The organism is Aequorivita sp. Q41, assembly GCF_039831855.1.
Lineage (GTDB): Bacteria > Bacteroidota > Bacteroidia > Flavobacteriales > Flavobacteriaceae > Aequorivita.
The window spans coordinates 342552-366875 of the sequence record NZ_JBDPMS010000001.1; the positions used below are offsets into that span (position 1 = coordinate 342552).

A 24324-nucleotide genomic window follows, 5' to 3' on the forward strand; every position below is an offset into this window, starting at 1 on the left:
ATACTAATTTCTGAAACAGTTACAAACATTCAAAAGCAATTAAATTTTGAACAAACAGAAACGAATCATTTCCGTAGCCAAAAGCACCATAGAAACTGAAAGTAAAGCCATTGCAAACCTCGCTCACCTAGTGGATGCTGAGTTTGCAAACGCTGTAGCATATATTTATCACTCTAAAGGAAGGGTAATTGTTACGGGAATTGGCAAAAGTGCGAATATTGCGACCAAAATTGTTGCAACTTTAAACTCAACTGGGACGCCTGCAATTTTTATGCATGCTGCCGATGCAATACATGGAGATCTTGGAACAATTCAAGAAAACGATGCCGTAATTTGTATATCAAAAAGCGGTAATACTCCCGAAATAAAAGTGCTTGTTCCTTTAATAAAAGCAATCGACAACAAATTGATTGCAATTACAGGAAATCGGGATTCATTTTTGGGGCAACAGGCAGATTATGTATTAAACGCATATGTTGAAAAAGAAGCTTGCCCAAACAATCTTGCTCCTACAACGAGCACCACTGCACAATTAGTAATTGGTGATGCTTTAGCTATGTGCCTTCTGGATCTTCGCGGATTTTCAAGTAAAGATTTTGCTAAATTCCATCCTGGGGGTTCTTTAGGAAAAAAATTATATTTACGCGTTAGCAATCTAACTTCCCTCAATGAAAAACCACAAGTAAGCCCGGATACAGATGTTAAAAAGGTAATTATTGAAATTTCTGAAAAAATGCTGGGTGTAACCGCTGTTGTTGAAAATGATGAAATTATTGGTATAATAACCGATGGTGATTTAAGAAGAATGCTAACAAAAACGGATAATATTGCAGGTTTAACGGCTAAAGATATAATGACCCGTAACCCCAAAAAAATAGCCAATACCGCCATGGCAGTTGAAGCTATGGAAATGATGGATACTTTTGGTATAACCCAGATTTTAGCTGAAGAAAAAGGCAAATACAGTGGTGTGGTACACATTCACAACCTTTCCAAAGAAGGAATTATTTAATGAAGAAAAAAGCTTCCCAAGAAAAAGAAATGTCCTTTTTGGACCATTTAGAAGAATTGCGCTGGCATTTAGTACGTTCTACTTTTGCGGTATTAATCGTAGCAGTGTTAGCCTTTATTTTTAAACGCTTTATTTTCGATGTCTTAATTTTTGGGCCATCACGACCTGAATTTGCTACCTATAGTATTTTTTGTGACATCTCTCAGGCTTTGGGAATGGATGCATTTTGCTTTCAAGAAATGCCCTTTAAAATTCAAAGTAGAACAATGGCTGGACAGTTTTCAGCCCATATGTGGACCTCTATTTATGCGGGAATAATTGTTGCGTTCCCTTATATATTATTTGAATTCTGGAAATTTATCAGTCCTGGTTTAAAAGACAATGAACGTAAATCCAGTCGTGGTTTTATTGCCATCGCCTCCATACTTTTCTTTTTAGGAGTTTTGTTCGGTTACTATCTAATTACACCATTATCCATCAACTTCTTGGGTAATTATCAAGTTAGTGACGAGGTAATAAATCAGTTTGATCTGGACAGTTATATTTCATTGGTTAGAACCTCTGTTTTGGCCTGTGGGATTGTTTTTGAGCTTCCTATTTTAATGTATATCCTCACGAAAATTGGCTTGGTAACACCCGAAATTCTTCGGAAGTATAGAAAATTCGCCTTGATTATAGTTTTGGTGCTTTCAGCAGTAATTACACCGCCAGATATTGTAAGTCAAATTATCGTTGCAATCCCGATTATCATTCTTTATGAAGTAAGCATTCATATTTCAAAAATTGTGATAAAAAATCAGTTGAAAGAGGAAAAAAGAAGGAAAAAAGAACAAGGTATTTAATTCATTTTTACAATTCTTTATTCAGTATAAAATTTAAGTTTATTGGTATGAAAAACAAGCTAGTTGAAGAATTTAACGCATATCGTGAAAAAATGAACGCGAAAATGCTTGAAGATAATAATAAGATTATCAAGCGTATTTTTAATCTCGACACCAATGCCTATAGGGAAGGTGTACTTTCTAAAAAAACCAAAGAATTACTCGGCCTGGGTAATTCGCTTGTATTGCGTTGTGATGACTGTGTACGGTATCACTTGGAAGAATGTCATAAATTAGGGTTGACCAAAGAAGAAATTGTGGAAGGCATGAGTATTTCATTATTAATTGGTGGAACCATCGTAATTCCTCATCTAAGAAGAGCTTTTGAATATTGGGAAGCGTTAGAAGCGCAGCAATCTTAATTTTTTCTTCGTAAAATTATATAGTACATTTATCGTTTTATCTACGGAAACAAAAACCGAATGAAGCTAAAAGCTGAAAATCTTATAAAATCGTACAAAGGCCGAAAGGTTGTGAAAGGAATCACCGTGGAAGTTAACCAAGGCGAAATTGTTGGTCTATTAGGCCCTAATGGTGCTGGAAAAACCACTTCTTTTTACATGATCGTGGGGTTAATAAAACCCAATGGTGGTAATATTTTTTTGGAAGGAACCGAAATCACTACGTACCCAATGTACAAACGTGCTCAAAATGGGATTGGTTACCTAGCACAAGAAGCTTCCGTATTTAGGAAACTAAGCGTGGAGGATAATATATTAAGTGTACTTCAGCTTACAAAACTTTCAAAAAAAGAACAGCTTAAAAAAATGGACTCCCTAATTGAAGAATTTGGGCTGGGCCATATTCGTAAAAACCGTGGCGATCTTTTAAGCGGTGGGGAGAGACGAAGAACCGAAATTGCCCGTGCATTGGCAACAGACCCACATTTTATCCTTCTTGATGAACCATTTGCTGGCGTAGACCCTGTTGCTGTGGAGGACATTCAACGTATTGTAGCCCAACTAAAAAATAAAAATATTGGTATTCTTATTACAGACCACAATGTTCAGGAAACCCTAGCAATTACCGATAGAACCTACTTGATGTTTGAAGGTAGCATCTTAAAACACGGTATTCCTGAAGACCTTGCTGCGGATGAAATGGTGCGAAAAGTCTATTTAGGTCAGAATTTTGAACTTCGGAAGAAAAAACTGGAATTTTAGCTTTAAACGAAATCAAAAATTACCACTAAGACTTTGGTTATACTGAATTCTAGGGAGCAAACCGCATACCTATTACCTAGAACCTAGTCCACTGTTTTCCAAAACAATGAAAGCAATATATATAGAAGGATTATAAGGGGTATTGCCATAAACTTCAGCAATACTAAAAGTAAAACACAAAGAATTAAAAACACATAGCGCAGTGCATTATTTTTAAAGCCCCAAGTTTTAAATTTTAATGCGAAAAGCGAAATTTCGGCATTTAATAAGATACAACTCAATAGTGTCATTCCTATTAAAAACCATTTATTGAGAATAATATTTTCCACAATTTCTGAGTATTGAAATTGCAATATTAATGGAAGGCTTAAAATTAGAAGTGTATTTGCAGGCGTTGGCAGACCAATAAAACCAGATGTTTGGCGTGTATCTACATTAAATTTCGCAAGGCGATACGCTGAAGCTATTACTAATAAAAGCCCTAAAAGAGGCACATAGTTTTGGAACCCAACATTCCATCCTCCTAAAGAAAATGTTTCTGTTAGGGTTTGCATATGTCCAAAATAAGAAAGATTTAATAGTTGGTACATTACCACACCTGGTGCCACCCCACTGGTAATTACATCTGCCAAGGAATCTAATTGAAGTCCAACCTCACTTTGTGCTTTTAGCAAACGTGCCGCAAGCCCATCAAAAAAATCGAAAAAAATCCCGAGAAAAACAAAAATAGAAGCTGTAATCAAATCACCTGAAACAGCAAAAAGAATTGCCACGCACCCGCAAAGGATGTTCATGGAGGTAATAATATTAGGTATTTGTTTTAGCATAGCAATAAAAATTAGTTGTAAGCAACTGTTTTTACAGATCGAAATTATAGCGTATAAAGCTAAAAGTTCTTAATCAATTTTAATGAATTAAATACTTTCATGTAAAAATAGCAAAGTATTTTCGTCCAAAGGCATATAAACACAATATGTGCCTTAATTTAAAGTTTAGTATTTTGTAAAATAGTGCCATATTTGTCCAAATTTTTAAGTTTGAAAGAAAAGTTTTTCCTTTTATTTATCATCATTTCTGCAACATTGAGTGCCCAAACCGTGCGTAAGTATTCAAATGAATTTATGAATATTGGGGTTGATGCTGCTGCTTTTGGGATGAGTAATGCTGTTGTTGCTTCCTCAGCCGATGTAAACTCCGGTTATTGGAACCCTGCCGGTTTGGTAAATCTTGAAGACAAACAAGTTTCTTTGATGCACGCTTCTTATTTTGCAAACATAGCAAATTATGATTATGCTGCATTTGCAATGCCTTTAGACGATAAAAGTGCCGTGGCATTTTCTGTAATTCGTTTTGGAGTAGATGATATTCTAAACACCACACAGTTGATCGATGATGAAGGAAATATTTTTTACGATCGCATCAGTAAATTTTCAACTGCAGATTATGGGTTTACTTTTTCCTACGCCAGAAAATTACCTTTAGATGGGTTAAATTATGGGGTAAATGCAAAAGTAATACGCCGTGTAATTGGTGAGTTTGCTTCTTCATGGGGTTTTGGTCTGGATGCTGCTATTCAATTTAAAAGCGATAAATGGATGCTGGGGTTTATGGCACGCGATATTACCACCACTTTTAACGCTTGGAGTATTGATAAAGATAAATTTGCAGAAATCCAAGGTGCCGTTGAAAATCAAAATCAAGAGCTACCCGAAACTACAGAAATTACAATCCCTAAACTACAGTTGGGAATAGCCCGTAAATTTGTGTACGACCATGATTTTTCGTTATTGGCTGAAGTAGACTTAAACTTTAGATTTGCTGAAACCAATGATGTAATTTCTACTTCTTTTGCAAGTATTACTCCTTCTATGGGGTTTGAATTTGCGTATATTGATATGGTATATGTACGCGGTGGCATGGGGAACTTTCAAAACATTAAACAACTTGATGGTAGCGATTCTGTAGGTTTTCAACCCAATATTGGAGTGGGTTTTCGATATAAAGGAATCCAAGTAGATTATGCTTTAACAGATATTGGCGATCAAAGTGCAGCTTTGTATTCCAATGTGTTTTCATTAAAACTAGATTGGGATGTATTTAGATAACGATTACATTTGGTTTGAAAATTATTAAATGAAATAAATATCCGTGATAAAAAAATTCATTTTTCTCTTACTGCTTTTAATAAGTATTTCTGTAAAAGCACAATTTACTCCGCTTTCAGAAACATCTGAGATAAGTATTTTAACAATTGGACCAGGAGCAGAGCTTTACGACAAATTTGGACATAGTGCTTTTAGGGTTCAAGACACTTTAAATGGTCTTGACGTAGTTTTTAACTATGGTAAGTTTGATTTTAACACCCCAAATTTCTATACTAAGTTTGCCCAAGGAAAACTTCTTTATGAGCTAGGAGTAAATTATTATCAGCCATTTTATGAAAACTACGTAGCTCAAAACCGCTGGATAAAAGAGCAAGTATTAAACCTTAATCACACTGAAAAGCAAGCTGTTTCAGATTTTCTTTGGAATAACGCCAAGCCCGAAAATAAAAAATACAAATACGATTTTTTTTATGATAACTGTGCAACCAAAATCCGTGATGTTATTAAAATAGTACTTGGCGATAAACTTGAATTTAAAGAAAATCATATTAAAGATGGGTACACCTTTCGGGAACTTATTCAACAGAACCTTCATGCAAATTCATGGGGAAGCTTAGGGATTGATGTTGCGCTTGGTGCAGTAATAGATAGAAAAGCTAGGCCAATTGAATATCAATTTCTCCCAAAATACGTATATGCTGGTGCCGAAAATGCGGTAATCCATAGAAACAATGGAACCAAGCCTTTGGTTAAAATTACACACACACTTTTTAACAACATCCCTAAACCTACAACCTCAAGCTTTTTTTTAAGTCCGCTATTTCTTCTTGGGGTATTAGGGCTTTTAATTATAGGCATTACCTATCGAGATGTTAAGAAAAAATCCCGAAGCAGGTATTTAGACATGTTACTATTTCTTGTTACAGGGATAATTGGAGTTTTTTTACTATTGCTTTGGTTTGCTACAGATCATACAGCAACGGCTAATAATTACAATTTATTATGGGCTTTTCCAATCTCATTATTTTTTATTCCAGTCATTTTCAAAAAAAGCATCGCCCCAAAAAAGAAGCGCTATGTTTTATTGCTTATCCTACTTTTAGCCCTTATGTGCATTCATTGGATTACGGGAGTTCAAGTTTTTGCAATTGCATTAGCCCCTTTATTGATAGCTTTCGCACTTCGCTATTTTTATTTGATGTATTTTATAGCAAGGCAGTAATCATTATATTTTTTTATACGTATCGTAGCAGTTTCAACACTATGCATACTTAACTAAGCCATTTATTTATTTCCCTCTATAAAAAATAATTGTACTTAGTGTTTTTATAATAATTTCTACATCTAGGAAAAGACTACGATGTTTAATATAATATAAATCGTATTGTAGTTTTTCTAATGAATCTTCCTCACAGGAGCCGTATTTTGCATTTACTTGCGCCCAGCCAGTAACACCAGGATTAACTAGGTGTCGTACTTCATAAAAAGGAATTTTTTCAATAAGATTTTTTACAAATTCAGGACGCTCAGGACGTGGGCCTATCACACTCATTTCTCCTTTTATTACATTCCAAAATTGTGGAATTTCATCAAATCTAGACTTTCTTAAAAAACTACCGAATTTTGTAATCCGAAAATCATTATCAACCGCAAATTGTGCCCCGTTTTTTTCAGCATTCTGCACCATGCTTCTTAATTTATAAATTCTAAAATGTTTCCCATTTTTCCCTATACGCGTTTGAAAATAGAACAATGGACCTCGATTTCCAATAAAATTTCCCAAGATAAATAACGGCAGTAAAGCAATTCCAAAAAGCAACCCAATTATAGCGAATACTAAATCGAGAATTCTATTAAAAAAAAGGTATAGTTTATTTTGATTACTTCGACTAAAAGGAAAGTAACGATAGAAGTCTTTTTCAACGTGTTGTACGGGAATTTTATGTGTAAGCTCTTCATAAACTTGTGTGTACTCTCTAATGGGAACTCCGTTTTCAAGTAATTTTATTAGTTTATTATTTAGCTCTACCGTCATCCCTTCAGAAGTTGGTGTACCAATTACAATTTCAGAAATAGCCGCTTCTAAAATTAAATCATCCATAGTTTTCAATGAAATGGATGCTACTTCAATCTCGTTATTATCATTCTCTTCTTTAGAATTTGTATTAAAATAACCAATTACGCGATAATTTGGATCCGATTTTTGTAGGGAAGTCACAATGCTATTTACATCAGCAGTATGAGCAACCAATACTACTTTTTTATAAAAACGAGGTGTTGCTATAAAAGTGATATACGCAAAGCGCCAAACTAATAATGCAGTATTAATCGCCAAATAGAAATAAACTATTTGTAAACGATTGCTTGGCAACATGGGGGTATAAAACGGTGTTAACAAATAAAACAAAACCGTAACAGCGCTTGTTATAATAACATTCTTAACAACGACATCAAATTTACTGGCTTTTTGAAGGTTATAAAGCTCGAAAATACTAGCAAAAATAGTAAGGTAAAATCCAAGAACAATAGACCATACCCAATGATCTGAATTTATTTTGAAATAATCAAAATCAAAAATAATCCCTACCACATAGAGCAAACTTAAAACGCAGGCAATATCTAAAATACGCAGAAGTATTTTCCGTTCAGATATATCGAAATGCATACTGGTTTTAGCCATTATTTTTTAAAAATATTTTAGTAGGGATAGAATACTTGCAAAAGTACGGACTTTTATGAAACTCTATTTGTTTAAAATACTTCCAAAAATTCAAACAATCGCAAATTGAACTACAAAAAAATCCATTTTACACTCATTAGGGGAGAACAGTATTTATAAAAAAATAAAATTTCTTACGTATAAGTAAAATCTACGTGTTTAAAAGCCTTGTCCATTTAGCCATTATTTCTCTCCAATTGAATTGCTCAATTTTCAAACGAGATTTATAAGAAATTCCTGCTGTTTTTAAAGAGTTATTACAAAGCGCTTCAATAGCTTCAACAAATACTTTCGCGTTATTTGGCGGTAACAAGATCCCATTTTCATCATTATCTATAAGGTAAGGCATGCCCCCAACGTTTGTAGAAATAACGGGAAGACCAAGTGCCATTGCCTCCATTACACTTACTGGCATGTTGTCGAAATTGGTAGTATTAATAAAAATATCATATTCTGTAGAAAGTTCAATCCATTCTTCTTTTTTCAACATTCCTTTAAAGCTTACAGGAAGGTTTAAGTCTAAAGCAATTTTTTCACAACGTTTTAAGGAGCCATCTTTATCTGGCCCAACCATACACAATGATACTGGCATGCCTTTTTTCTTTAAAATTTCTACTATTTCCAACGCCAGCAACGGATTGTATATTTCAGAAAAAGAGCGCACCCATAGTAATTTTGGGGTCACTTGGTTTCTAATTTTAAAAGGGTAATTCGCTATCTCTATGGTATTAGGAATATATGTAAGTTTGCTATACCCACGTCTTTTAAACTCTTCTAAAATATATTGTGAAGGCGCTACATTTGTCGTAGCTCCATTGAAAAGATTTTTACTTAATTTCTTGCTTTTATCGAGACGCTGTGGAAGATTACCTCCTCTTAGAATAGGGATATAAGGCACTTTAATAATTCTACAAAGTGCAGCAACTGCTACGGCATAATAAAAATTTTGTGTGCTATAGGTGTCTATTAAAACCCATGACACTTTATTTCTGAATACAAATGTTGCTCTTAGCATATCTAAGATGCGAAGAATCTTATTTTTAAATGATGAAAAAGACAGTATAAAAAAACCTTCCCTTTCTAAAAAACTACCTAAAGTTTCTATAGAGGTTATTGTGCTTCCTTTTTTAGAAAGCTTATTTCCTATGTATAATATTTTTTTCAAGCTAGACTTTCTTTGTATACATTAAACATTTAAATATGAATTAAATATAAAAGATGAATTTAAATCTTATAGGAGTTGCTATCACAATTTATAGAGCTTTAAGGTATTTATTATTTTTATAGGCATGAGGGAGTCGAATCGGTTTCCATAATCGACTATATAAGTTACTTTTTTCTCTTGAAGAAATCGGATTTTATCAATTTGACTTGAAAGGTTTTCGAAGTGTTTTTTTTCAAGATACCAATTAGAAAACTGTTCTGGATTGCCTTCAATAAGTATAGAAGCACCTTTAGTGTCTAAAACAACTGATCGTTTTGTAGCGCTTCGTATTATTTCTGGCCCATAAAAAACAGCTTCTTCTGGAGTATTCTTTCTTATAAAATTTAACATGAATTCCATCTCTTCATTTTTTGAAGAAGAACGATCATATACATTTAAAGAATTAGGAAGGATGCTTCTAACAATATCATCGCCCACAACAGGAATTTTGTTAAATGCATAATTATTAGAAATACTTATAATTAAACAAAAAGATATAAGCAAAATAGGCCAATAATACTTCTTTGGTTTCAAAAGTAATATCAAAAATAGCAATGCAAAATAGGCTGGTAAAATTGCTAATTTCTGTAAACGTATAAATTGAAATGAAATTCTAAAATTCCGGTCTAAAAGAAAGTTTAAATAACTCTCAACATACACACTCAAATTTGGTATAATTAAAAGTATGATTGTTATTAAAACTAAAAGTAAAGCTCTTTTAAACTCTTCCTTTTTGTAGAAAGAAATGATAAAATACAGCAGTAAAGGAACAATAAAAAACAACGTGCTGATTCGCCACCAGCTTTTAAGGTATAAGATTGGGTCAAAAAAATCATTGGAAAGTCTTGCATCAAGTGCTTTTTGATATATCGTTAAATCATAATCTAATACGGATGATGTTTTTCCAAAGTATGTAAGTATAAAAGGCAGCATTCCAATGATTATTGAGGAAAGTATCACAGCTGCTTTTTGAAGTGGTTTCTTAATTATGGCTTTGTTTAAAAAATAAGAATAGCCGATAATAGTTAGGTAAATAATAATCCCTCCTAAGCCAGTAATGGGGTGAAAATTAAAAATAAGCCCTGCCAAAAATGCGGATAACCAAATATATTTTTCACGAAAATGAAAAAGGATTAATAAAAAAACGGGCATAAATACAATATAGACGGTTCTTGGCATAGTGGTCCAGATACCAGAAATACCCCAGATTTCATATCCTGGAAGCCAAATAATACCACGTATTAATAAAGACATTAATAAAGAGAGCCAAAAATTCTTAGCAACTTTATAAAAAAGCATAAACCATAACAGTCCATAAAAAAAATGCAAAATAAAACTCATTACATTAAGTGCCTGAACGTAATCATAGTTTGTAAAACTTGCAATAAAGCGTAGCGGCTGAACAAAGAAAGGAGTGTAATACTTAACGTTTTCCAAAGTGTTTAAAAACAAATCTTCTTTGAATAGTTGCGGATTATCAAATTTCTGTGCAATTCCAACGATACTGTGCACATCAGAAACAAGAGAAGTAAATCCTGCATTTTTATGTGTTGTATAAAAGCCTATTGCAATCAATAGGTTAAGAAATACGATTAGGAATATTTTTTTATTTTCCTTCATTAATTTTTTAAAAAACGATAATACTTAATTAGATGGGGTTTTAAAAATATCGAATTGCACCGCTTGAAGTAAAAGTTGAAACCCTAAAATTATCAATATAGCACTTATCATTATAGTTCCTAAAGGCGTTAAGATACCTTGGCTTGAGTAATGATACCAGTTATAGCCTCCAAAACTCACTCCCCCTAAAAAAAGGGGAAGCCCAAATAGTATATAGAGCGTTCCTATATTAAAGTCGTAAACGAAGTAAGCCTTCCAAATACGCTCAAAAAAGATTTTAAATAGTTTTCCCATGAAGACAAATGGCATTTTAAAAATCTTCATATTCGATTTTTCATTTCCATAAATTGCAGGCATTGGCACTTCTAAAATACGTGCGTGCTGATAATACAAAGATGCTATTAAGGAAGTTTCAAAAAAATAAGTATTTGAAAGTGAATTAATTTCAATTAGCTTTAGGTTTTTAGTTGCTATTGAAAAAAATCCATTGTTAAAATCAAAACAATTCCAGTATCCGGTTGCTCCTTTGCTTAAAAAAGATAACACTAAATTTCCAAACCTTCGTATGGGCGGCATTTGCTTTAAGGCTTTAAAGTCGCGAAACCTATTGCCTTTTACAAAATCATACTCCCTTTCAAAAATTGGCTTAACCAACTCTGGAATATAACCTGTATCCATTTGATTATCCGCATCTAGTTTGACGATCACTTTAATTTGTGATAATGAGAGTAGGTATTCAAAGCCACATTTTGTAGCGCCACCTACACCAAGATTGGAGTTTGTTTTGAGTATTACAACTTTTTCGATTTCACGGATACTCTTGGGCAGTCGTTCAAGGCTGTTATCATCAACTACAACAACGGTTTCAGCATATTGAATTGCCTTACGCACCACAGTTTCAATTTGTGCTGCGGCATTATAGTACGGAATAACGATTCCTATAGCTTGTTTAGTAGATTTCATTTAGGTTGATTTTCTTAAAGGAGCAGTTAAGAGAACACAAATCATCATAAAAAAACCTAAAATACCAAATAAAGGTCTATAAACATATAGATGTTCTCCAAAATATAATGTTACCAAAAGTGCTATAATTAAACCGTTAAGCGCTAATTGTAATCCAGGCATTTTCTGCTTTATTATTACCATAAAACTAATTAACCATCTTAAAAAAAGGATTAGTCCTACAATTCCCACTTCATTAATAAGAGACAAATACATATTATGTGCAGACGAACCAATACCCAAACGATTGTTAAAGCCGCGACCAAAAGGAATAACTAATGGTTTATTAAGTAAGTATTTTACATACATTACATGTAACTCTGACCTTCCTGCGCCCAGCTCGTCATACACCCCTGTAAAATCCTCATAACTTGAAATATCTTCAGGACCGTCTATTGCATATGTTACTCTATTTTCCAAAGTAGCTGAAATTCGATCCATTATCATTGGGCTAGATACAATCAATATAACAAATAATACCCCTCCTATAATTCCAAAAACCATAAAGTGTCCCGTTTTTGTAAAGAAAAAATATAATAAAAAGAAAATTAACCCCAGATAAGTGGTTCTTGAGCCACTAAATAAAATACAAAGTGCTGCTATGGTAATTGCGCTATAAAGCAACAATTTGTTTTTCTTTATTTGTTTTTCACTATTAATTCCTATCAAAAAAATAAAAGAAATAAGCATTGTCATTCCCAATACAATTTTATTTGGTCCAAATGTACCAGACAAGAAGCCATGATAACTAATACGATATACTTCACTCCATAAAAAAGGAACAAGACCTATATTCTGCAAAATCACTATCAGTCCTTCTATTATTACAAGAAGTAGTATAAATGATAAAAAAGAATGAAATCGCTTTGCCGAGTTTAAATAATAATATAAAAATACAGCTCCCAAAAAAAACACCCACATATGATAGAGGTATAAGAAGCTTTGAATAAACCAAACAAATCTATTTTTAAGTATCGAAAAAACTAAGGTTAAAAGAATGGAAATACTGCAATAAATAAGAAAATACTGAAACCTTCGAAAAAAAATAACTTTTGAAATTTCTATTGAAACTACTTTATAGTTTATGAAATATTGAAAAAAAATAATTATTCCTAAAAAGTCATATAATCGAAACTCATTGTCTCCTTTAATAGAATAGCTTAAAACAGGTAAATTATAGAAATAACTAAAAAGTAATAACCAGAGTAAAGCCTTAAAAAAAGGTTTGCTTGTTACGTCTTCTAATATTTGTCTGGTTGTTTGGATAATAGTACTACTTGTTAAGAATTTCTCTGTTTACTCTATTTCTAAAATAATTGTATGTAAAGTACTCAGCAATAGTGTAATTTTTCTTGATAAATGACTCATAATTTATGCATTCAATACTTTCCGATATTTTATTTCCTACCCCCTCTGAGGTAATAGGTGCTATTAAAAACCCATTCTTACCATCATTAATATATTGATGAATACACGAAACATTAGATACTAAAGGGATACAGCCATAATTCATAGCTTCTGCTATTACTTTTGGAAAACCTTCCGAATCGCTGGGCAACAAAATAAAATGAGCTTTTTTATAAATTTCAAAAACTTGTACCCTTTCCAAAAAGCCATGAAATAGTGCAGGTAATCCAAATGTATTACATTGGCTTTTATAATGATCCATTTTCTCACCATCTCCGATAAAGTGAATTGAGTCCACTTTGTCTAACGAGTCTAAGTCTCTAAAAGCGTCAATAATACGTTGAACACCTTTAGTATCCTCTAATCTACCCACAAAACAAAATGTAAAAGGAGGCTCGATTTTTTTTAAATTAGTAATTTGTAAACCTTCCTCCCGCTCTGCTTCTGTAAGGCATGGATTTTCAAAAGTTAAACACTGTTCGGGCTGGTTTGGCCAACGTCCATTTATAGTAACTTTTCGTTTTTGTTGTTTTAAAAACCACCGTTGAAGTGCATACCCCAAAGGTGGGTTTTTTTGAATCCAGTTTCCAGCATATTTATACCATCCTTTTTTTGCACTAAAAAAAGTAAGGTAAGGAATTAAAAAAACACCTATCCCTGTTGGCGTACGCAATTGGAATACATCGACAAGCTTTAGTGTTTTTCGCACTGTGCTTAAAATTGTAGGAATATTGTATATAAGCTCTAATTTTGAACTAAACCCTTTGCCGCCAACCGGTTTTAAAGGAATAAAATTTATTTTTTGTGACGTATAAGGCAAAGAGCTTTCAGAAGGGGCTTTTGTATATAAAAATGCGATGTGATAAATTTCCTCAAAATCTTTTGCCAAATGATTTATCTCGCTTATGGTTGGGCCCCACCCTACTATTGCGCCATCCGACAACTTATAGTGTTCTGTATGTGAGATAATTGCAAGCTTCATAATGTTTGCTGATTCATTTTATTAAAAGGCAAATACTTATTAAATTTTTCTCAAAACCTCGAGATACTTATCTAATATTTTTTCCCAAGTAAAATTTCTCGACCAGACTTCTGCTGCCTTAGAATACATTTCGTAATTGCCTAAAATCTCATCTAAGGATTCTAAAAGTTCTATTGGGGTATTAAGGTTGATTAATTTACCTGAAACACCATCATTTATTGCATCTTCTATCCCACAATGTAATGCGCCTATTGCTGGAACACCAACAGCATTTGCTTCCAAAATAGCAATTCCAAATCCTTCAACATCACCCCTATTTGTTGTTTCACTTAACATAACAAAAACATCTGATTGTTGTAGTAATGCTATCTTTTCTTGTTCCGAAACTTTTCCAAAAAAGACCACAGCGCTTTCAACCTTTAAATGTAGGGCTAATTTTTCCAATCTTGGTTTTTCCGTAGGGATGCCTACAATATAATATTTTAGGTCTGGATATTTTTTTAAAAGTGTTGGTAAGGCATTAATAATGTTATGCTGCCCTTTTCGTTGCGTAAGGTTTCCAACAGTTATAAGTATTGGCAAGGGCTTATTTTTTACAGGCTTCTTTATTTCCACCTCAACATTAAAACCATTGGGTATCACAACAACTTTTTCTGTTGAAAGCTTTGAAATCAATGATTTTGTATAATTACTTACAGCAATAATAACTTTAAAGCGTTTTAGTGAAAAATCAGTTAACTTTCTTAAAAAATAATTGGAAAGCAAAACTTCACTGCCATGAATTATTGCTATATTTTTTTTTGTTTGCAATACACTTAAAAAAGCACCAAGCCACAAGGAGAATTTTCCTGAACAAATTATAATTTCCGAATTTTTAGCCAAGCTAAATGCAACCTTAATTCTCTTAATGTAACTTTTAAGAATAAACTGCTCTCTATTAATGCGAACAACTTGAAAATCTAAATCAGCATCAAACAAAAACTCTTCATTGCCATTTTTGGAACGCCTGTCACATACTAGTTTAACGTCATAACCATTTTCCTGTAATCCTTTTGCCAAATTAAAAGCATGATTACCAATCCCACCAGGTTGTGGGGGAAATTCAGATGATACTATTAAAACTTTTGTCAATCTCAGAATTAATTATAAAATTTAGGAAACCTTAGTGCTGATACCATCTGTCTTCAAACCATTTCTTCGATTTTTGAACCTTCTTGTATTTTTTTTGATGCCAAACGCCAAGAAATGAAAACCTGTAACATTACTAAAGGAAACAAAAATACTGAGATAAAAAATCCAAAAACTAACATTATTTTATTTTTCTTAAATCGATATGGGACTATTGATTGTGGAACAGTTCTTATAATCGCCAATATACTTCTTTTATTACCGAAGTATGATCTAAAAAAGTAAAGAACGCTAGGAATAGGTCTTGGTGCAAATATTTTTTTTGGACGAAAGGCGTCCCAGCTTCCCATTTCACGAAGGCCTCCCGTGCCAGCCTTTACATCAACACAATACGCAATTGGATTTGAAAAACTTTTAAAACCATTAAGATAGGCTCTTAACCCAAATTCCCCATCGCCCATACGCTGTTTTTCAAATTGTCTGTCAAATAAACCAATTTCATTAAATACGCACTTATAAAGCATAGAATTTCCTGTAGCAAACTGAGAAGCCAAGCAAAAAAACGATCGTTCTATGGGAAGTGAATGACCTTGTGGAAAAAACACACCAGCAGATATATCTGCCTCAAAAAAATCTAATGCTTTTAAATGATTCTCAATCCAATCTTTAGGTATACGTACATCATCTTCGGAAAGTGCTATTATATCTCCACGAGACATTTTTATAGCCCTGTTTCTTGCTAACCAAAGTGCAGGTTCTATTTGTTGGACATGATGTATTGTAAGATTGAAAGATTTATATAAATCCTTATGAAAATGCTTTGATTGATCTATAATCAGTATTTCAAAATTATCATAGGTTTGCTTTTCAAAATCTGAAAGAACATTTATTAGGTATTCGGAACGATTAAGTGTCGGAATTATAACACTTATAAAGGGTTTTTTAAGAACTAATGGTGATTCAAAAGAGTCCCAGCTTCTATGCATGCTAGGTTTTGCTAAATAGTTGCTTCTTTTTGTTTTTCTACTTGCATTCCAAGCCCCTATCTCCACAAAGATATTTTTCAATGAAAAAACTCGAAGGAGTAAAACATAAAACACCCAAACCGCATTAAAATATTTTCTTAAAAATCGGTATTCATCTATAATGGGTACCCTTTCAAAAACGGTGTAAGTAGCAGCTGGGCCTATATAGCCTTTATTAACTGCCTGCCAAGAAAGGTCGTATTCACGTGCCTTTTCACTTTTAAACTTTGCATCAGGCTCTAATTGTTTTCTAATTTCATATGGTAGTTTCGCTACTATTGGAAAAACAGAAGTTCCATCATTTCTATAAAGCTGAAAATAATGCGTGGGTTGAAGGTATTTTAAAAAGTGAAATAACATTATTTTAAATTATATACGTTTTTTTGTTGAGTCATTTTTTATTTTCACCTTTCAGAAAGCATAGAGTGAATTGACAAGCATACAATTAACTTGTTCACCTTACTCAATCTGCCAGATTATAAAATAATACTGTAAAATTTAAGCGAAATAAAACTTCATAAAAGCTTCTTGTTGCTTTTCAATATTAAATTCATTTTTCACTCTCTTTTTTGCTTTTTCAGAAATTACTCTTTTTTCCTTTGGGCTTAGGCTCAACACTTCATTGATTTTTTTTGCCAATATTTCTGGGGCATATTTTGGCACTACCCACCCTGTTTCTCTATCCAATACATTTTCAGACAAGCCTTCTGCATTGCTAACTATACAAAGCTTACCCATTGCTTGGGCCTCCAAAACGGCATTACAAAAACCTTCTTGAATGCTATATTGCAAGTATATAGAAGCACTTTCTAATTCCTTCTTTACTTCAATATGAGGTAATTTTCCTAAGAAGATAACGTTTTCCTTTAAGTTAAGCTCATAAGCTGCGAAAGCAATACGCTCATAATCCTTACCTTCCCCTACTATTTTATAGGTAAAATCTAACCCTTCCTCTTTAAGAATAGCCAGCGCCTGTAAGGTCTGAATATACCCTTTTTTCCAATGAAGTCTTCCTGTTGTCATAAATACAACTTTCTTAAGAGAGCTATGATTTTGTATCGTAGTTTGAAATAATGCCACATCAATAGCGGGAGGTATTTTTTCAACAGGAATATTTTTGGGCAGACCATGCTTTTTTGCCAATACGAAAAGATCATCTGAAATGGTATGTACTTTGTCAATATATTTCCAAAGTTTTTTATAGCATTCTGGATATTTTACAGGGTAAACCGCTATATCAAATCCGCGAATACTTACAGCCATTTTTGCATTTATGGCTTGTGCCACAGTTTCACTTCCCAAAGCTAAGGTTGCAAAGCCAAAATGCAGCCAGTCTAACTTTGCTTTTAAAAGGTGAGCGTTAAGATATATTTTTTTAAAAATTTGAATAACTCCAACACCGTCTTTACGTTCCAATTTTACAAACCGAATCACGGAAGCTATATAGGGTATAAGAAATAAGACCTCCTTACTAATATACCCAATTTGAAAAAAAGGGTTTCGAGTAATTTTTGGACTTTTAACAACAGGACATCCTTTAAAATTGTCATCTTTTGACTGACAAAATAACACCACTTCCATTCCATGCGCTTGTAAGCCTTTAATTTTTGAATTGAAAAAGGTCTCAGAGTAACCCGGAGTGCTAGAAAGGACAATCCCTATTTTCATGGTGTAGCTTTAAGTAATATTTGTAATATCTTGGTAAAGCAACTCGTGGCTTTCTACAAATGTATTCATGGTAAAGTGACTAAGACAATAAGCTCTTAGCCTTGTTCCTAATGCATCACGTTCAGAAGGAGTTTGCTTGTAAAAAAAATCTATTTTTTTTGCCAAGGCCTCACTCTCTAAAACTGGAAATAATAAATTTTCAAAATCCTTTAAAACGAAGCGAATTCCTGAGATATTAGATCCTAAAACAGGTACTCCCATACTCATAGCCTCTACCAATGCCATGGGCATGCCTTCTTTTTTACTTGTTATAATGTATAAATTAGATGTTTTCAATAACTCGCGTACATCTGGTTTTTTTCCTAAGAAAGAAACCCTGCTTTGAAGCCCCAAATCTATAACCATTTGTTTTAAACTATCAGCATATGGATCTCGAGTATCCCCAACAATATCTAATAAAATTGATGTGTCTACTCGTTTTAATGCTTTAATAAGCACTTCAATTCCTTTAACAGGCACTAAATTAGCAACTGTTATAATCTTAAATACTTCATTTGACCTATTCTTAGGAAACAAAGCTGGATTGTAGAAATCTGTATCTAACCCAAAGGGAATCAGTTTTTGGTGTTTCTTATTGGGAAAAAACATTTTCATATCGGTATTCACTGTAATGATAAAATTACTTAAGTAACTACGTATTTTCCAGTGAATATTACCCCACCCCATTGCCTTTTTGGTATACATAAATTTTACACCTGCTAAACGACAAGCCAAGGCTTCTGTCCAATCACTACTCCAATCCCATGAATGTACTATATCTACTTCATTTTTTTTAAGAAGACTCATAAACGGTTTAAGTCTCAGAAATAAAGTATAAAAAGGCCGTATTGGGACTTTAATTTGGATTATATGAATAGGGATTTCCAAGGCTTCTACTTCTTTAAAAAACGTTCCTCTTTTATGATTGCAAGCAATAGAAACTCGAAATTTTTCTGGATTTAATTTTCGTGCTAAATCGTACACAACCTTACCACTCCCAGCAGTGTCAAAATTCGGGATTGTATAAAGTATGTGAATTTTTTTAGTCATAGTTAATTTCAATAGGCAAATATCGACTTATCTTCATTATTTCAGCATTAATCTACCTTTTAGGTTTAAACACAAAACGATTAAAACGCAAAAATTGTGTTCCTGAAAGCACATTCCATTTATATAGATTTAAACAGACAGCACCTATTAGAAATTGGAAAAAATGAACATAGCCCTTTTTATAAAAAAGCCAAAGATTTCGGAATACTAAATGTGCTTCTCTTTTATTTTCTGAACGTTCTAAATACCTTGTACACATAAAATAATACCCTTTCAAAAGAGAGTGTTGGTATGAAGTTATCTGCTGTGTTTGAAGTAATTCATCTATAAAAATATAAGTAGCGTCGCAAACAGGTTTTAAAAAATTTTTACGTGAGCGTATTGGTCTCACGTTATAATAAAAATCGACTTCATTATCTACAACGATAAAATTTTTACTGTTTTGAAGGGCGCGTATTGCCAATTCCACATCTTGAAGTCGTGGTAATTTAGGGTTAAATTTTCCTATCGCATAGAAAAAAGATTTTTTCCATACTATAGCTGTTATAGGCCATATAAAACGAGCTTGAAGAAAATAATCTAAATAATTATCTGTGAGCTTTGGCGAAAATTGGGTCTGCTTATTTTGATCAATTGTTCCCGTATTCTTAAACACCATAAAATCGTTAAAATCCAGCAGTCTTTTATCAATAAAATTAGGGGTAATAATATCATCCGCATCTAGAAAGACTAAATTTTCATAAAGTGCAAAATCTGCTCCTAAATTTCGACAAACCGAAGCATTACTTTTTTCTTTATTACAACTAAGTTTTATCCGATTGTCGTTTAAGCGGTGGCACCAATCTTGAATTTCCCGCTGAATAGTTATATCTGAAAAATCGTCCACTATAACCCATTGCCATGACTGTTCACGCTGCTCTAACAAACATTTATAAATTTGTTCTAGCCCCTTTGGGTCATTATAATGGGGTGTAATGATACTGATCGGCATGGATTGTTTTGGTAAGGTAATTTCTATTAATACTAATATACTGTTTGACTTTAATTACTCCAAAAAGTAGGACAACTATTCACTGACTTATGCAATATAAAGCTTACCAGACAAAATAATGGCGTTTATTGAGTTTTGTAATAAGTTATTTTCATGCTTTATAAATCAATAAAACATAATTGTCCTTTTCATTTTTTATTTTAGATTCGCATAAGCTTTTGATTTTTACACAATAATATGCTATTCAATTCAATAGATTTTGCCATATTCTTACCTATTGTATTTCTAATATATTGGTTTATTTTTAATAAAAATCTTAAGCTACAAAATGCTTTTTTAGTTGCCGCAAGTTACCTTTTTTATGGTTGGTGGGATTGGCGTTTTTTATCACTTATTATTTTTAGCACACTAATAGACTTCTGGGTAGGGCAGTTATTGAGTCGTGAATTAAAGGAACGAAACCGCAAGTTTTTACTTTGGGTGAGCATTCTTGTTAATTTGGGTTTTCTTGGATTTTTTAAATATTATAATTTTTTTCTCGATAATTTCGTGAATGCATTTTCTTTTTTGGGAATGCCAATTTCAACACAGTCACTAAACATTATTCTGCCTGTAGGGATTAGCTTTTATACCTTTCAAACATTAAGCTATAGTATTGATATCTATCGAAACAAACTAAAGCCTACTACAAACTTAATTTCGTTTGCTGCTTTTGTCAGCTTCTTTCCACAATTAGTTGCGGGCCCTATAGAACGTGCAACCAATTTATTACCCCAATTCTATAGCCGCCGGAAATTTGAATATCATAAAGCCGTAGATGGTTTACGCCAGATTTTATGGGGATTCTTTAAGAAAGTAGTTATAGCCGACAACTGTGCGCATTATGTAAATATTATTTTTGAAACACCTCAAGATTACTCAGCAAGCACGCTAGTTGTAGGCGCTATTTTATTTGCTTTTCAAATATATGGTGATTTTTCAGGGTACTCAGATATTGCAATAGGTACAGCTCGCCTTTTTGGTTTTAAGCTTACCCAAAACTTCGCTTTTCCCTATTTTTCACGAGACATAGCCGAATTTTGGCGGCGTTGGCACATTTCACTTTCTACATGGTTTAGAGATTATCTATACATTCCTTTAGGTGGAAGTCGTGGCACAAAATTTAAAGTTATAAGAAATGTATTCATTATCTTTATTGTTAGTGGCTTTTGGCATGGTGCTAATTGGACTTTTATAGTTTGGGGTGCATTAAATGCTATTTATTTTTTACCCTTATTAATATCTAATAAGAATAGGCAACATCTTAATATTGTAGCTTATTCAAAAAGATGGCCCACTTTTAAAGCTTTTTTAAATATTATTTTAACTTTTGGATTAACAACTTTAGCTTGGATTTTTTTTAGAGCTGAAAACATTACACATGCATTTCAATATATTAAAGGCATCTGTGACTTAAGTATTTTTACAATACCTGAAATAAGACCCACCAATATCTTTTTACTCCTTATACTTTTTCTGCTAATTGAATGGCTAGGAAGACGTAATGAATATGCTTTAGAAGTTTTTGGTTTAAATTGGAAACGACCAATTAGAATAGGTTTTTATTATACTCTTTTGATTTTAATTTTCTGTTTTAGCCGAAATGACCAAACGTTTATTTATTTTCAATTTTAAGGATGAAGTTATTTTTAAGTAAAATCATTCAGTTTTTATTACTAATCATTGTTACGGTAGTAAGTGTTAGTACACTATTAAATACTCATCTTAATAATAAAACACAATTTGCTCTAAATAAGAATGTTGAGAGTATCGTTTTTGGTCATTCGCATCCTGAAACAGCTTTTAATGATTCCTTGATTGTTAACTTTAAAAATTTAGCTCAGTCTGGAGAATCTTATTTTTATACATTTATTAAAGCCAAACAGGTTTTTAAGCACAATCCACAAATTAAAAATGTATTTATTGAATTTTCAAACATTGATGTTACACAAATAAGAGATGAAGAGATTTGGAATGAAAAATATATAAATTGGAGGTACCCAACGTATGCATCTTGGATGAACATATCAGAACAAGCATACCTACTAGCAAAAAACCCAAAAATAGTTATTGCAACCTTGCCAAAAACGTATAAAAACCAAATAGAACGAATAAGAAGCAATCGTTTTAATTACATTAAAAGTACAGGCGGCTATTTGTACCTTACAGAAAGTAAATTGGATTCACTTATAGCCGTAAACTACAACAAACAAGAACCTGAAAACAAATACTTTATAAAATCTGTAGCTAATCTTTATTATCTTGAAAAATTGATCGCCTTGTGTTACGAAAACAACAAGCAGGTATATTTTGTTCGAAGTCCATTGTATAAGGACAGTTTTTATAGGGTAAATGAAGAATTATTTCAAGAAATTAAAAAAGAAATGTTTCCTAAAATAAAGTTTTTAGATTATGTAGATTTTGATATCCCAAACTCCTACTTTCGAGATTTACACCATCTAAATTATAAAGGTGCAATTCAATTTTCTAATATGTTTAACAGTAAGTTACAGCAATTAACTACAGAACAATGAACCCTTTTTTAAAAAAAATCACGGTTTTTATTTCATTGTTTTACCTAGCAATTTTCCTCTCGTTCACTACAAGTAATTGTGTAATTTTTAAAAGTGTAGATTTTACACTTGACCCTAAAATTAATAAAATAATAATTGGAAATTCTCAACCTCAATGCGCATATAACGATAGCTTAATTAATAACTTTAAAAATCTTGCAAAATCTGGTGAAACGTATTTTTACAATTATTATAAATTAAAAGCTTTAATAAGACAAAATACACAACTAGACACTGTTTTTATAGAGTTTTCAAATACAAATATTTTAGAACGGGAAGATCAGAAAATCTGGGAAACTACATATCTGAATCATTTTTTTCCAAATTATAGTTACATGTTAAACTTGGAAGATTATTACTTATTATTTCTAAAAAACCCCGTTGGATTTCAAAAAGCAATCTTTAAAACAATACAAGAAAATACTTCAAGAATTAGAAAGTCTAATTACAATTATAAAGATTCTATAGGTGGATATTGGCATTTAAAACGGCAAAAAGTTAAAGCAATATTAGATTCTACAACTCACAAAACTATAACCAACAAAAAATTAAGCACTATTAAATTAAGTCAATATGATTTAGTTTATCTTGAAAAAATCATTAAACTTTGTCAAAACAACAATATCACACCGTTTTTAATACGAAGCCCATACCATCCAAAATTCCAGGTAGATCAATATGAATTGGATTACCAAAAACTATTGAATGAACGGTTTAATACGGTTACATTTTTTGACTTTAAAAAATTTTCGCTAGAAGACCATGAATACGCTGACCTACAACATCTTAATTATAAAGGTGCTGCAAAATATTCATTGTATTTTAATGAGTTATTCTCAAATAATAAAAAATTATAAACTGAAACCCATTCTTTTTAAAAATCATCAACCTATTTATAATTACCCAATAATGAATAATAATTTAATTTTTCTTCATTTACCTAAAAACGGCGGTAGTACTTTTCATTCTATTTTAAATCGTTTATACCCAAAAGAAAATACGTTTACCATTCAATCTGTGACAAACTCAAAAACAAATGAGGACTTTTTCATTAATATCGCTGATGCCGATAGGAAAACGATTAATTTAGTTAAAGGACACTCTCTGTTTGGTTTACATAAATATATGGATAAAAATACTAGGTATATAACATTTCTCCGCAAGCCAGAAGAACGAATTCCTTCATTTTATTACTATGTTTTACGAAAGCCTAATAATAAACTTTATAAAAAAGTTACATCAAACAATATGTCACTTTATGAATTTGTTACACAAGTTGAGAGTATAGATTTAAATAATTGCCAAGTAAGATGGATTAGCGGTATTGATGATAAAGAAGAGTTTATGCTTGAAAAAGCAATAGAAAACATTGAAAATTATTTTTCTTTTGTTGGAATTACTGAAAAATACAATGAATGCCTTATTTTGCTACAACACTTATACAACTGGTCCATCCCCTATTATATGGTTAAAAACAAAACACGTAATAGACCAATGATTGAGGAAATTGACAATAAAACGATAGCAGCAATCAACCATTATAATACAGCTGACAATAAATTATATGAAATAATTAATGAGAAAATTTCAAAACAAATAAAAACTGAAGAATATATGTTTTTAGAGCTTGCTAGATTAGCTATATTAAATAAAATTTACTCAAATGAATATGGAAGAAAAATTGCAGGTTCAATAAAAAGAAAGATAAAATAAATT

The 24324-nt window shown here is 32.2% G+C and carries 22 protein-coding genes; 10 read left to right on the forward strand and 12 right to left on the reverse strand.

The window, feature by feature from the left end; translation table 11 throughout:
• Positions 1-46: 46 nt before the first annotated feature.
• Genes ABJ955_RS01590 through lptB form a run of 4 tightly spaced genes read left to right on the forward strand, consistent with a single transcriptional unit; the run spans position 47 to position 3056 of the window.
• Positions 47-1012, forward strand: a complete 966-nt coding sequence (locus tag ABJ955_RS01590; RefSeq protein WP_347372851.1) for a KpsF/GutQ family sugar-phosphate isomerase — start codon at positions 47-49, stop codon at positions 1010-1012.
• Positions 1012-1854: a twin-arginine translocase subunit TatC gene (gene tatC, locus ABJ955_RS01595; protein WP_347372852.1), complete on the forward strand. Its 843-nt coding sequence runs from the start codon at positions 1012-1014 to the stop codon at positions 1852-1854. The genes ABJ955_RS01590 and tatC overlap by 1 nt, the downstream gene beginning before the upstream one ends.
• Before the next feature lie 47 nt (positions 1855-1901).
• Entirely contained in the window at positions 1902-2255 is a 354-nt protein-coding gene (locus tag ABJ955_RS01600) for a carboxymuconolactone decarboxylase family protein (protein ID WP_347372853.1), read from the forward strand.
• Positions 2256-2315: 60 nt separating this feature from the next.
• Positions 2316-3056 carry an LPS export ABC transporter ATP-binding protein gene (lptB, locus tag ABJ955_RS01605; RefSeq protein WP_347372854.1) on the forward strand — a complete coding sequence of 247 codons (741 nt, stop codon included), beginning with the start codon at positions 2316-2318 and terminating at the stop codon, positions 3054-3056.
• A gap of 83 nt (positions 3057-3139) precedes the next feature.
• Here lptB and ABJ955_RS01610 read toward each other — a convergent pair whose 3' ends face one another.
• Positions 3140-3883: a CDP-alcohol phosphatidyltransferase family protein gene (locus tag ABJ955_RS01610; RefSeq protein ID WP_347372855.1), complete on the reverse strand. Its 744-nt coding sequence runs from the start codon at positions 3881-3883 to the stop codon at positions 3140-3142.
• A 210-nt stretch (positions 3884-4093) separates the two neighbouring features.
• On the opposite strand from ABJ955_RS01610, the gene ABJ955_RS01615 reads away from it, so the two are divergent.
• Both ABJ955_RS01615 and ABJ955_RS01620 read left to right on the forward strand, forming a co-directional pair.
• Positions 4094-5161, forward strand: coding sequence for a PorV/PorQ family protein (locus ABJ955_RS01615; RefSeq protein WP_347372856.1), 1068 nt, complete (start codon positions 4094-4096; stop codon positions 5159-5161).
• Between the two features lie 43 nt (positions 5162-5204).
• The gene (locus ABJ955_RS01620; RefSeq protein ID WP_347372857.1) at positions 5205-6383 is read left to right on the forward strand and encodes a DUF4105 domain-containing protein; all 1179 of its coding nucleotides are present in this window, start codon (positions 5205-5207) and stop codon (positions 6381-6383) included.
• Positions 6384-6449: 66 nt separating this feature from the next.
• On the opposite strand, the gene ABJ955_RS01625 is transcribed toward ABJ955_RS01620, so the two are convergent.
• From ABJ955_RS01625 to ABJ955_RS01675, 11 genes are all read right to left on the reverse strand, one after another.
• On the reverse strand, positions 6450-7841 hold the full coding sequence (locus ABJ955_RS01625) for a sugar transferase (RefSeq protein WP_347372858.1): 1392 nt from the start codon (positions 7839-7841) through the stop codon (positions 6450-6452).
• 190 nt (positions 7842-8031) lie between these two features.
• Positions 8032-9045 (reverse strand): glycosyltransferase family 4 protein, encoded by a 1014-nt coding sequence (locus ABJ955_RS01630; RefSeq protein ID WP_347372859.1) that lies wholly within the window; start codon positions 9043-9045, stop codon positions 8032-8034.
• 81 nt (positions 9046-9126) lie between these two features.
• Positions 9127-10704 carry a hypothetical protein gene (locus ABJ955_RS01635; RefSeq protein WP_347372860.1) on the reverse strand — a complete coding sequence of 526 codons (1578 nt, stop codon included), beginning with the start codon at positions 10702-10704 and terminating at the stop codon, positions 9127-9129.
• A gap of 24 nt (positions 10705-10728) precedes the next feature.
• On the reverse strand, positions 10729-11667 hold the full coding sequence (locus tag ABJ955_RS01640) for a glycosyltransferase family 2 protein (RefSeq protein ID WP_347372861.1): 939 nt from the start codon (positions 11665-11667) through the stop codon (positions 10729-10731).
• Positions 11668-12513 (reverse strand): O-antigen ligase family protein, encoded by an 846-nt coding sequence (locus ABJ955_RS01645; protein WP_347372862.1) that lies wholly within the window; start codon positions 12511-12513, stop codon positions 11668-11670.
• Positions 12514-12979: 466 nt separating this feature from the next.
• Positions 12980-14095: a glycosyltransferase gene (locus tag ABJ955_RS01650; RefSeq protein ID WP_347372863.1), complete on the reverse strand. Its 1116-nt coding sequence runs from the start codon at positions 14093-14095 to the stop codon at positions 12980-12982.
• A gap of 39 nt (positions 14096-14134) precedes the next feature.
• Positions 14135-15226 (reverse strand): glycosyltransferase family 4 protein, encoded by a 1092-nt coding sequence (locus tag ABJ955_RS01655; protein WP_347372864.1) that lies wholly within the window; start codon positions 15224-15226, stop codon positions 14135-14137.
• Between the two features lie 53 nt (positions 15227-15279).
• Positions 15280-16608, reverse strand: a complete 1329-nt coding sequence (locus tag ABJ955_RS01660) for a glycosyltransferase family A protein (RefSeq protein ID WP_347372865.1) — start codon at positions 16606-16608, stop codon at positions 15280-15282.
• A gap of 138 nt (positions 16609-16746) precedes the next feature.
• Positions 16747-17916, reverse strand: a complete 1170-nt coding sequence (locus ABJ955_RS01665; RefSeq protein ID WP_347372866.1) for a glycosyltransferase family 4 protein — start codon at positions 17914-17916, stop codon at positions 16747-16749.
• Between the two features lie 9 nt (positions 17917-17925).
• Positions 17926-19005, reverse strand: a complete 1080-nt coding sequence (locus tag ABJ955_RS01670) for a glycosyltransferase (protein ID WP_347372867.1) — start codon at positions 19003-19005, stop codon at positions 17926-17928.
• 52 nt (positions 19006-19057) lie between these two features.
• Positions 19058-19996: a glycosyltransferase family A protein gene (locus ABJ955_RS01675; RefSeq protein ID WP_347372868.1), complete on the reverse strand. Its 939-nt coding sequence runs from the start codon at positions 19994-19996 to the stop codon at positions 19058-19060.
• A gap of 237 nt (positions 19997-20233) precedes the next feature.
• On the opposite strand from ABJ955_RS01675, the gene ABJ955_RS01680 reads away from it, so the two are divergent.
• From ABJ955_RS01680 to ABJ955_RS01695, 4 genes are read left to right on the forward strand one after another with little or no spacing between them, the layout of a single operon-like run.
• Positions 20234-21670, forward strand: coding sequence for an MBOAT family O-acyltransferase (locus ABJ955_RS01680; RefSeq protein ID WP_347372869.1), 1437 nt, complete (start codon positions 20234-20236; stop codon positions 21668-21670).
• A 2-nt stretch (positions 21671-21672) separates the two neighbouring features.
• Complete coding sequence (locus tag ABJ955_RS01685) at positions 21673-22569, forward strand: hypothetical protein (RefSeq protein ID WP_347372870.1); 897 nt, start codon at positions 21673-21675, stop codon at positions 22567-22569.
• The gene (locus ABJ955_RS01690; RefSeq protein WP_347372871.1) at positions 22566-23465 is read left to right on the forward strand and encodes a hypothetical protein; all 900 of its coding nucleotides are present in this window, start codon (positions 22566-22568) and stop codon (positions 23463-23465) included. Before ABJ955_RS01685 ends, ABJ955_RS01690 begins: the two co-directional genes overlap by 4 nt.
• Positions 23434-24321, forward strand: a complete 888-nt coding sequence (locus ABJ955_RS01695) for a sulfotransferase family 2 domain-containing protein (RefSeq protein ID WP_347374349.1) — start codon at positions 23434-23436, stop codon at positions 24319-24321. Before ABJ955_RS01690 ends, ABJ955_RS01695 begins: the two co-directional genes overlap by 32 nt.
• Positions 24322-24324 lie beyond the last annotated feature (3 nt).

Bases quoted from the DNA above. Each gene is read 5' to 3' on its own strand.
- ABJ955_RS01665 (WP_347372866.1), bottom strand. From the start codon at position 17,916: ATGAAAATAGGGATTGTCCTTTCTAGCACTCCGGGTTACTCTGAGACC.
- ABJ955_RS01690 (WP_347372871.1), top strand. From the start codon at position 22,566: ATGAACCCTTTTTTAAAAAAAATCACGGTTTTTATTTCATTGTTTTAC.
- ABJ955_RS01670 (WP_347372867.1), bottom strand. From the start codon at position 19,005: ATGACTAAAAAAATTCACATACTTTATACAATCCCGAATTTTGACACT.
- ABJ955_RS01695 (WP_347374349.1), top strand. From the start codon at position 23,434: ATGAGTTATTCTCAAATAATAAAAAATTATAAACTGAAACCCATTCTT.
- ABJ955_RS01680 (WP_347372869.1), top strand. From the start codon at position 20,234: ATGCTATTCAATTCAATAGATTTTGCCATATTCTTACCTATTGTATTT.
- ABJ955_RS01610 (WP_347372855.1), bottom strand. From the start codon at position 3,883: ATGCTAAAACAAATACCTAATATTATTACCTCCATGAACATCCTTTGC.
- ABJ955_RS01640 (WP_347372861.1), bottom strand. From the start codon at position 11,667: ATGAAATCTACTAAACAAGCTATAGGAATCGTTATTCCGTACTATAAT.
- tatC (WP_347372852.1), top strand. From the start codon at position 1,012: ATGAAGAAAAAAGCTTCCCAAGAAAAAGAAATGTCCTTTTTGGACCAT.
- ABJ955_RS01625 (WP_347372858.1), bottom strand. From the start codon at position 7,841: ATGGCTAAAACCAGTATGCATTTCGATATATCTGAACGGAAAATACTT.
- ABJ955_RS01685 (WP_347372870.1), top strand. From the start codon at position 21,673: ATGAAGTTATTTTTAAGTAAAATCATTCAGTTTTTATTACTAATCATT.
- ABJ955_RS01660 (WP_347372865.1), bottom strand. From the start codon at position 16,608: ATGTTATTTCACTTTTTAAAATACCTTCAACCCACGCATTATTTTCAG.
- ABJ955_RS01675 (WP_347372868.1), bottom strand. From the start codon at position 19,996: ATGCCGATCAGTATCATTACACCCCATTATAATGACCCAAAGGGGCTA.
- ABJ955_RS01600 (WP_347372853.1), top strand. From the start codon at position 1,902: ATGAAAAACAAGCTAGTTGAAGAATTTAACGCATATCGTGAAAAAATG.
- ABJ955_RS01635 (WP_347372860.1), bottom strand. From the start codon at position 10,704: ATGAAGGAAAATAAAAAAATATTCCTAATCGTATTTCTTAACCTATTG.
- lptB (WP_347372854.1), top strand. From the start codon at position 2,316: ATGAAGCTAAAAGCTGAAAATCTTATAAAATCGTACAAAGGCCGAAAG.
- ABJ955_RS01650 (WP_347372863.1), bottom strand. From the start codon at position 14,095: ATGAAGCTTGCAATTATCTCACATACAGAACACTATAAGTTGTCGGAT.